This is a genomic window from Micromonospora sp. DT44 (assembly GCF_049841635.1).
Taxonomy (GTDB): domain Bacteria; phylum Actinomycetota; class Actinomycetes; order Mycobacteriales; family Micromonosporaceae; genus Micromonospora.
The window spans coordinates 109,637-117,612 of sequence record NZ_JBNCKS010000016.1; the positions used below are offsets into that span (position 1 = coordinate 109,637).

8 protein-coding genes and 1 pseudogene are annotated in these 7,976 nt (G+C 68.7%); 3 read left to right on the forward strand and 6 right to left on the reverse strand.

Annotated features, from left to right (window positions below):
• Window positions 1-25 precede the first annotated feature (25 nt).
• Genes ACLQ25_RS12160 through ACLQ25_RS12170 form a run of 3 tightly spaced genes read right to left on the reverse strand, consistent with a single transcriptional unit; the run spans window position 26 to window position 2,370 of the window.
• Window positions 26-331: a hypothetical protein gene (locus ACLQ25_RS12160; RefSeq protein ID WP_425730986.1), complete on the reverse strand. Its 306-nt coding sequence runs from the start codon at window positions 329-331 to the stop codon at window positions 26-28.
• Window positions 332-386: 55 nt separating this feature from the next.
• Complete coding sequence (locus ACLQ25_RS12165; RefSeq protein ID WP_425730987.1) at window positions 387-1,808, reverse strand: dihydrolipoyl dehydrogenase family protein; 1,422 nt, start codon at window positions 1,806-1,808, stop codon at window positions 387-389.
• A gap of 1 nt (window position 1,809) precedes the next feature.
• Window positions 1,810-2,370, reverse strand: a complete 561-nt coding sequence (locus tag ACLQ25_RS12170) for a hypothetical protein (RefSeq protein ID WP_425730988.1) — start codon at window positions 2,368-2,370, stop codon at window positions 1,810-1,812.
• A 201-nt stretch (window positions 2,371-2,571) separates the two neighbouring features.
• Here ACLQ25_RS12170 and ACLQ25_RS12175 point away from each other — a divergent pair, with 201 nt between their 5' ends.
• The 3 genes and pseudogenes from ACLQ25_RS12175 to ACLQ25_RS12185 all read left to right on the forward strand — a co-directional run bounded on the left by ACLQ25_RS12175 (window position 2,572) and on the right by ACLQ25_RS12185 (window position 4,044).
• Entirely contained in the window at window positions 2,572-3,180 is a 609-nt protein-coding gene (locus ACLQ25_RS12175; RefSeq protein ID WP_425730989.1) for a TetR/AcrR family transcriptional regulator, read from the forward strand.
• A 208-nt stretch (window positions 3,181-3,388) separates the two neighbouring features.
• A pseudogene (locus ACLQ25_RS12180) lies at window positions 3,389-3,778 on the forward strand (FkbM family methyltransferase); the annotation flags it as partial.
• A gap of 107 nt (window positions 3,779-3,885) precedes the next feature.
• Entirely contained in the window at window positions 3,886-4,044 is a 159-nt protein-coding gene (locus tag ACLQ25_RS12185; RefSeq protein ID WP_425730996.1) for an FG-GAP repeat protein, read from the forward strand.
• A 77-nt stretch (window positions 4,045-4,121) separates the two neighbouring features.
• Here ACLQ25_RS12185 and ACLQ25_RS12190 read toward each other — a convergent pair whose 3' ends face one another.
• The 3 genes from ACLQ25_RS12190 to ACLQ25_RS12200 form a co-directional block, all read right to left on the reverse strand.
• The gene (locus ACLQ25_RS12190; RefSeq protein WP_425730990.1) at window positions 4,122-5,264 is read right to left on the reverse strand and encodes a hypothetical protein; all 1,143 of its coding nucleotides are present in this window, start codon (window positions 5,262-5,264) and stop codon (window positions 4,122-4,124) included.
• On the reverse strand, window positions 5,261-5,833 hold the full coding sequence (locus tag ACLQ25_RS12195; protein ID WP_425730991.1) for an RNA polymerase sigma factor: 573 nt from the start codon (window positions 5,831-5,833) through the stop codon (window positions 5,261-5,263). Before ACLQ25_RS12195 ends, ACLQ25_RS12190 begins: the two co-directional genes overlap by 4 nt.
• 412 nt (window positions 5,834-6,245) lie before the next feature.
• The coding region (locus tag ACLQ25_RS12200) for an NACHT domain-containing protein (protein WP_425730992.1) at window positions 6,246-7,976 on the reverse strand (1,731 nt) is incomplete at its 5' end.

The window sequence follows — 7,976 nt, forward strand, 5'->3', positions numbered from 1 at the left end:
GCCTACGCCCGGTGAGCTCTGATCCTCAGGCCTGTTCGATGTCCGAGAACAGCCCCTTGAACGGGACCTGCGTCCCCACGAGGGTGCCGAAGACATCAGCGGCAACGGTTGTCGCGACCGCCGCGGAGGCGTCTTCGTAGCTGTCGAAGTAAAGGTCGAGCGTCCGGTACGCGGGGGTAGCGGTGCCATCCTCCTTCGGCCACACCTTCGCGGACTCGAGTCGCCGCAGCTTCGGGAACTTCGCTGCGGCAGCCTTCACGTCCGCGTAGGCCCGCTCGAAGTCGTCGGGGCTCGCCGGGTTGTCGATGATGATTGTGATCTTGGTAGGCACGGGACTCTCCTCAGTTTGTTCTATTTCGGACATAACTAACGCCGCAGATCTGAATTCAGCGGCCGTAGGTCTCCAACAGCCGCAGCCACACCTCACTGACGGTCGGGTAGGCCGGAACCGCGTGCCACAGCCGGTCCAACGGGACCTCGCCGACGATGGCGATGGTCGCGGCGTGAATCAGTTCCGCGACGTCCGGACCGGCGAGAGTGAAGCCGACGATCACCTTCCGGTCCTCGTCGACGACCATGCGGGCGTGTCCCCGGTAGCCATCGGCGTGCAGGGAAGCTCCGGCGACGGCCCCCAGGTCGTAGTCCACGACCCGGATCCGTAGCCCAGCTGCCTCGGCCGCAGCTGCGGTAAGACCCACCGACGCGATCTCCGGGTCGGTGAAGACCACCTGCGGCACCGCCCGCTCGTCAGCCGTCGCCACGTGCCGGCCCCACCGGCCGTCGTCGACCTTCTCGCCCTTCGCCCGGGCCACGATCACGTCGCCCACCGCCCGCGCCTGGTACTTGCCCTGATGGGTCAGCAGCACCCGCCGGTTCACATCGCCCGCCGCATAGAGCCACTCACCGCCGCCGACGACACGCAGGGTGTCGTCGACCGCCAGCCAGGCGCCCGGCGCCAGCCCGACCCGGTCGAGGCCGATGTCCTGAGTGTTCGGCGTACGACCGACCGCCACCAGCACCTCGTCAGCTTCGATCCGCTCGCCGGAGGCGGTCGTGATGTGGACGGCTCCGCTGTCGTCGCGGTTGACGGCGACGGCCTCCGCGCCGAGGCGTACGGACACGCCGGCCTCGCGCAACGACTCGGTGACCAGTTCGCTGGCGAACGGCTCCGCCGACGGCAACAGGCCGTCGCGGGCCAGCATCGTCACCGCAGACCCCAGGGCGGCGAACGCGGTCGCCATCTCGGCGGCCACGACGCCACCACCGATGATGGCGAGCCGACCGGGAACCGAGCTGGCCGAAGCTGCCTCGCGGCTGGACCACGGCGTCGCCTCGCGCAGCCCCGGGATGTCCGGCAACAGGGCGCTGCTGCCGGTCGCGACGACCACGGCGTGCCGCGCGGTCAGCGTCGTCGTGGCACCGTCGACGCCGGTCACCTCGACGACGCGGGCGGAGCTGATGCGCCCCTGGCCGCGGTGCAGCGCGATGCCCGCCGACGCCAGCCAGGAAACCTGACCGTCGTCCTGCCAATGCGACGCGAAGGAGTCCCGCCGGCCCAGCACCGCGGCCGCGTCCAGGTCTCCCGTCACCGCCTCCCGCGCACCCGGCAGTTGGCGAGCCGCGCGCAACGCGGACGCGCTGCGCAGCAACGCCTTGGTCGGCATGCAGGCCCAGTACGAGCATTCACCGCCGACCAACTCCCGCTCGACGATCGCGGCGGTCAGCCCGCCCCGCACGACCCGATCGGCCACGTTCTCCCCGACCGGACCGGCACCGATCACAATGACGTCGTACTCGATGGTGGTCATGTCAGTTGCCCTTCGCGGTACGGCCGAGACGGATGGCCGCGATGAGGAAGAAGATGGCACCGGGAATGGCGTAGCCGGCAGCGTTGGTCAGCGACGGGTTGTCCGCGGCAGCGCCGGCGATGAAGGACCCACCAGCCAGGATCGAGATGCCGCCGCTGATGATCATCGGCCACTGGCCGCCCATCTTCCGACGGGTGACGCCGACGATCAACTGGACCAGACCGGCGACGATCGCCCAGGCACCCCACACCCGCAGCATGGCGGGGATGCCGGACGCGCCCGCGACACCCAGGCCCACGGCCGCGATCAGGCTTACCGCGATGTTCACATACAGCAGGGTCGGCGAGCCGGTGGTCCGCGACGAACGGAGGTCGTAGATGGCGGCGCCCACGTCGAAGAGCGGGTAGAGCACGAACAGCGTCACCGCGAGCGGACCGATCTCCTTGGCGGTGGCGATCGTCACGAGCGCCCACACGATGGCGAACGCGAACCGGACGAAGTACAGCCGCCGCAGGGCGGAGGCCGTCTGGGAGATACCGGGCGATGCAGCAATGGTGGTCACGGGTGACCCTTTCAGCGGAGGGGCTTGGGAGACCGATCGTTCTGTCTTGTCGAGCATGACATGCTCAACCCGCATCGTCAAGACCGAACGTTCTATCCACTGCCCTGGCGCTCGCCACCCATGGCGATCGACCAGCGCGCCGTCGCGCCGGAGGGCGCCCGAAACCATTAGACCGAACGTTCTATCCGGTACGATGACGAGATGACGCCCACCGCACCCGGTGCCCGGCCCTCCGAGGCGCGCCAACGGCTCCTTGCCACGGCAACCAGGATCTTCTACTCGGAGGGCATCCATTCCGTCGGCGTAGATCGGATCATCGCCGAGGCGAAGGTGACCCGGGCCACCTTCTACCGGCACTTCCCCAGCAAGGACGATCTCATCCTCGCCTACCTGCGTGAGATCCATGAGATGGATCGCGGCGCGGTCGACACGGTCATCACGGCCAACGCACGGCCGGTCGCCCCACTCCTGGCCATCGCCAACTTCATCGCAGAGAGCATCCAGTCCCCGGGGTTCCGGGGATGCGCGTTTCTGAACGCAGCGGCGGAGTATCCGAACACGGAACATCCCGTACGTCAGGAGATCATCGCCCACCGGCAATGGTTCCTGGACACGCTCACCACGCTGATGGCGCAGGTCCAGGAGGAGACGGCAGAGTCCGCCGCGCGTCACTTCGTCATGCTCCGCGACGGTGCCATGGCAGCCGGATGCCTCTTCGACCCCGCGTTGGTGTCCGAGACCTTCCTCCGCGGCGTCGAAGGACTTCTCCGGATCACCGCCGAGCGCCAGTCGACCGAATCCGCCGGCTAGCCGGAAACGGCACCTCTGGTTGCGGCTGGCGCTCCAGGCGGTTGCGACCCAGATCAGCCAGAGCGCCCAGAGGGCCGGCAGGGCGCGGCACCTGCCCCCTTCTGGCAGTCGAGAACCTCGTCTCCGAGCGCCAGCGCGCGCACGACCAGGCGAAACGTTGCGTCAGCGTCAACCTCACGGCCGATTTGCCTACAAGTATTAGGGATATGCACAGGGGGCCGCCGGCTGGGAAGACGAGATCTGGGACGTCGAGATCGAGGTGGCCGGCACCACACTCGACGCCCTGGTCGCGGCGCACGGCGTACCCCACTTCGTCAAGATCGACGTGGAGGGATTCGAGGACGCCGTGCTGGCCGGGCTGAAACGCCCCCTGCCGGCGCTCTCCTTCGAGTTCACCACCATCGAACGGGACCTGGCCGCGCACTGCTTGGACCGGCTCACCCGCCGGGGCTTCACCAGGTTCACCGTCGCGCTCGGCGACGAGATGACGTTCGCACTCAACGGCTGGCTTCCCGCGCACGAGGTGGCGGCGTACCTGCGGGCGCTCCCCCACGAAGCCAACTCGGGCGACGTCTACGCCCGCGCCCAGCCCGCCTGACCCCGCCAGGTCCTCGTCCGCCCGGTCACCCAGATATTCGCGTTTGGCGGGAAAGCTGGTCCGCCTGCGCCGCGCTGCCCCGACTGCGCTCTGGTGTCTTTTGTGGCATACGTCGGCGGCTCGTTCGGGGCCGCGACGAACCTCGCGATGGGCGCGGGTTCGGCCCCTGTCAGGTCGCTGTTGCCGACTACAACAAGGACGGCAATCCAGATCTGGCCGTGGCCAACTCGGGTGCCGACAACGGAACGATGGTGCGGGCCGCCTGAAGGCGACCCGCACCGTTACCGAACGCTGGACGCGTCACGCCCGTCTGCCGGAATGCTGGTGGGTGCGAGTTCCCGGCCTACAGGCCGGCCTTCGTCACCCGGGAGGATTCGTACGTCGTGGAGGCCCGGGGTAGACCCGGCACGGTGGATACGTCCTTGACCAGCATGCCGGTCGTGGCGTCGATGGTCAGCACCTCGCTGCCCTCGCCGCCGAACACCTCGGGGCCGGCGGTGATCGTCAACGTGGCCTTGCCGTGGGTGGTCGAGTTCTCGACGCTGACCGCGGGGATGGTGGACAGCAGACGCAGCACACCGGCCCGGACCTGCGTGTTGCCGTCGCCGGCGGACAGCGCCTGGGTGCTGTACGTCCACAGGGCGTTGTCGAAGTGCCGCTCAACGGCCTGCGGGCTGTACGGCTTCGGCTTGTAGTTGCCGCCCTTCTGCTTGACGATCACCTGGGCGCGGGCCTGCTGCTTGTCCCACGCCGCCTTCTGCGCCGCGGGGTCGAGGCCCACCAGCGGATCCTCGGCTGCCTTGAGCATCTGGGTCCGGCCGTCGGCCGGGCTGCTGTCCGCCGCGGCGACGGCTGCCTTGAGCAGCGGTGCGTAGCCGCCGTCCGTCATCTGGTCCTGATGACGGGCGATCGCACGCTTGATGTCCCGCACGCTGTTGCCCGTATAGATCTCGTGACCGTCGGTGTACAGCGTGTAGACGACCTGCATGGTCTTGGCGCCGTTGACCTGTGTCGCCTTCACCAGCCACGCGTCGCCGGCCGGCGGGGTGACCGTCTTGATGGAACCGGCCAGGGTCATCAATGGCGCGCGCTCAGCGGACTTGTCGACGGTGGTCGAGCCCGTGGTGGCGGCCGGCGAATCCTTGCTGGCCTCCGTGCCCCCGGTCGCCGACGAGTTGAGCACCACAGCGACGACCGCCGCCGCGGCGGCAACCCCCACCCCGGCGCCGATACCCAATCGGCCCGCGAGACCGATCCGACGGCGGCGCTGAAGCGCCGGGCTGGACGCGTGGTCCCGCGTGGTTGTCGTCGTTTGCATGGTTGAAGGTGCCTCCACAGTCGTGTCCTCCGCTGATATCGCGCCGAGCCGCACGGCTCCGGGGTCGGCCATGGCCGCCCGCAGCACCGCCCGCGCCCGCTGATACGCCTCCGGGCGTAGTGGTTCTGCGCTGCCCAACGCACCGACCAGATCGAGCTCGTCGGTCATCGGTGTCTCTCCTTCGCGCTGTTGCGGTCCTTCAGAAGCGCGGACACTCCCGGCGCGTCGCGCAATGCCGTCCTGGCCTGGCTCAGCAGCCGCCGCGCCGTGCCGGCCGGTATGCCGAGTGCCCGCGCGGCGTCGGCTGCCGTCAGGTCCTCCCAGGCGACGAGCCTCAGGACCTCCCGCTCTTCTGGTTTGAGCCGCGTCAGGGCGGACCGGAGCACCGCCCGGGCGTCCATCCCGAGGTCCACCGCCGACCACGGATCCCATCCAGTAGCCACGTCCGGCACGTCCGCGACCAGGTCCTCGGCCGGCCGGGACCGCCAGTAGCGCCGCAAGCGGTTCAAAGCCACCCCGTACAGCCACGGCCGCGCATCGTCGTACGACCGGTCGTACGATCGCCGCGACTCGAACGCCGCGACCCAAACCTCGCCCAGGAGGTCCTCAGCGGCATCCCGCCCCGCCCGGCGAACGAGGTACGAACCGACGGCGGCCTCATGACGCTCGACCACCTCGACGAAGGCGTCGACATCGCCGTCCAGCGACCGGCCTATCAAATCGGCATCCGAAGCCATGGTCCTCCTCGGCACAGTCCGCGCTTCACCCTGACATTGCCGATCCGGCGGGAAAGTGTTCAGGCGCCGAGATCCGGGGGCAAGCGGACGCCCAACAGCGACCTCTCGGCGGCACGGGCGGCTGCCGCGCGGTCAGCGTCGGGCCCAAGCGTTGGCTGCCGGGCAGGGCCAGAGTTGAAGTCGGTATGGGCAGCGTCGCCCATGCTGCGCCCAGCGCCCAGCGCCCAGCGCCCAAGATCCTCACTAATTCAGTGATGTTGTCGCCTCAGCCGCGGCGGAAGCAGCAGCATCCCCGAAGTTGCGCGGATCTTGATGACGGTGCTCGGCGGCGCGGCTGCCAGCCCCCATCGGCAGCCTCCCGGCGGGCGGCCCGGGCAGTCCGCCGACCCCCCGCGCCGGGGCTGCTGATCGGCTACTCGCGGCTGGCTTGCATGGCGAGGCGGTCCTGCAGACGTGCGTGCCGAAACTGGTATCGCGGGCCGACGGTGCGCAGGACATGCCTTTTCCGGGCGTCTTCGAGGAAGTGCATCATCCGCAGCGGACCGTCGCCCTGGACGCGCAGCCAGACGAAGACGAGGAGCGCCTGCCATACCCGAGACGCCGTGACACCAAATCCCAAGCCGAAAGCCAGATTGAAGGCGATCCCACGAGCCGAGGGCACGCCGGCGGAGATGGCAAGGAGTCCGCCCAGCCCGAGCACCGCACCGATCAGCAGGCCGCAGCCGAGATCACGCTTCCAACAGGTCCATGGATCTGTGGTGCTTCGATCGGTGCCGGCAGGTCGGGTGCCGGCGTAGACGATCATCAGTGCCAGGGATAGGGCCACGCTGACCACCAGCGTGTGGATGGGACTGGGCGCCTCGACGCCGGGCTCGGGAAAGTAGGTGAGCCGCAGCCGTATGAGCGCGAACTCCCCACCGGCCAGCGTCACCCACCCCAGGACGGCACTTGGGGCGACCAGCGATCGCAACCGGTTGAAGGCCCACATGCGAGGCTCGCCGGAGGTACTACCGAACATCAGGTAGCCGCCCTGATGCAGGAGTAGCCCAGCGGGCATGCCAATGAGGAGCCCGAAGACGATGCCCGACGCGATGGGGGTGTTGGCTCCAGCTCCGGTCACGAGGAACAGCCCCGAGACGATGACGCCGATCAGTCCCGAGACGACGAATGTCATGACGAACTGAATGAAGGCGGGTAAGCCACGCGAAAAGCGCCACCAGGCGACGTCGCGACCGTCGGTCACGTCGAGCCGACAGGCGAGCCGGCCGAGCCAACGGCGTGCCTGGTCGACCGTGTAAGGCGGCAGCGGGCCGTCGGTGTCAGGATCCTGGCCGTACGCGTTGAGCAGGATGGTATCGAGGAGGTACTCCTCGGCCGCCTTGCGGCTACGTCGACGGCGTGAATTGAGCAGCTCGCCGAGCCGGTCCTCGTGTCCGTACAGGTCGGCAACCAGGCTGAGCATCAGGGGGTTCTGCAGTGCCTTGATGAAGCCGTCGCGAGACTCACCGCGCAGGAGTTTCAGCAGGCGTTGCCAGGTGGTGGTGGGCGTGCCGGGGAAGCTCGCCAGATATTCGGCGGCCTGTGCCGCCGTGGCAGGCATGAGCTCAAGGGTTGCCGCTCCGGTCAACAGGCCTCGGCGGGCAGCCGCGTCGCCCATCTCGTCACCGCGGCTGAGTAGCACCAAGCGCTGTGCTGTCAGGGCGTTCAGCTTCTGCAGGACGGCTGGGCGCAACCGCGGCGGCACCGCATCGAGGCTGTCGAGGACGAAGGAGACGCGGCCAGCGGCCAGCATCTCGCGGACGACGCCCGGCCCGAGATCCGCTGATCGCAGAAAGGGATAGGCGTCCACCACCTGGGACGTGGCCCAGGAAAGAAAATCCAGCTGGCCAGGATTCCAGTCGTGAAGCCCCAGCATCACCGGCACGGGCGTACGGGCCCGGTCGTCCGGATCGAGCGAACGCCGGTGGTTCAGCGCCCTGAGCACGAGTTGCAGCGCAGCGCTCGTCTTGCCGGCCCCGGCGTCGCCGAGCAGCACCATCCGCCCGGATGCCACGCCACCATAGACCCAACGCCGTTCAGTTAGGCGTTTCGGTAGGCCGTCAAGCGTGTCGTGGAGACGAGGCAGCGGAGCTCCGGTATAGAG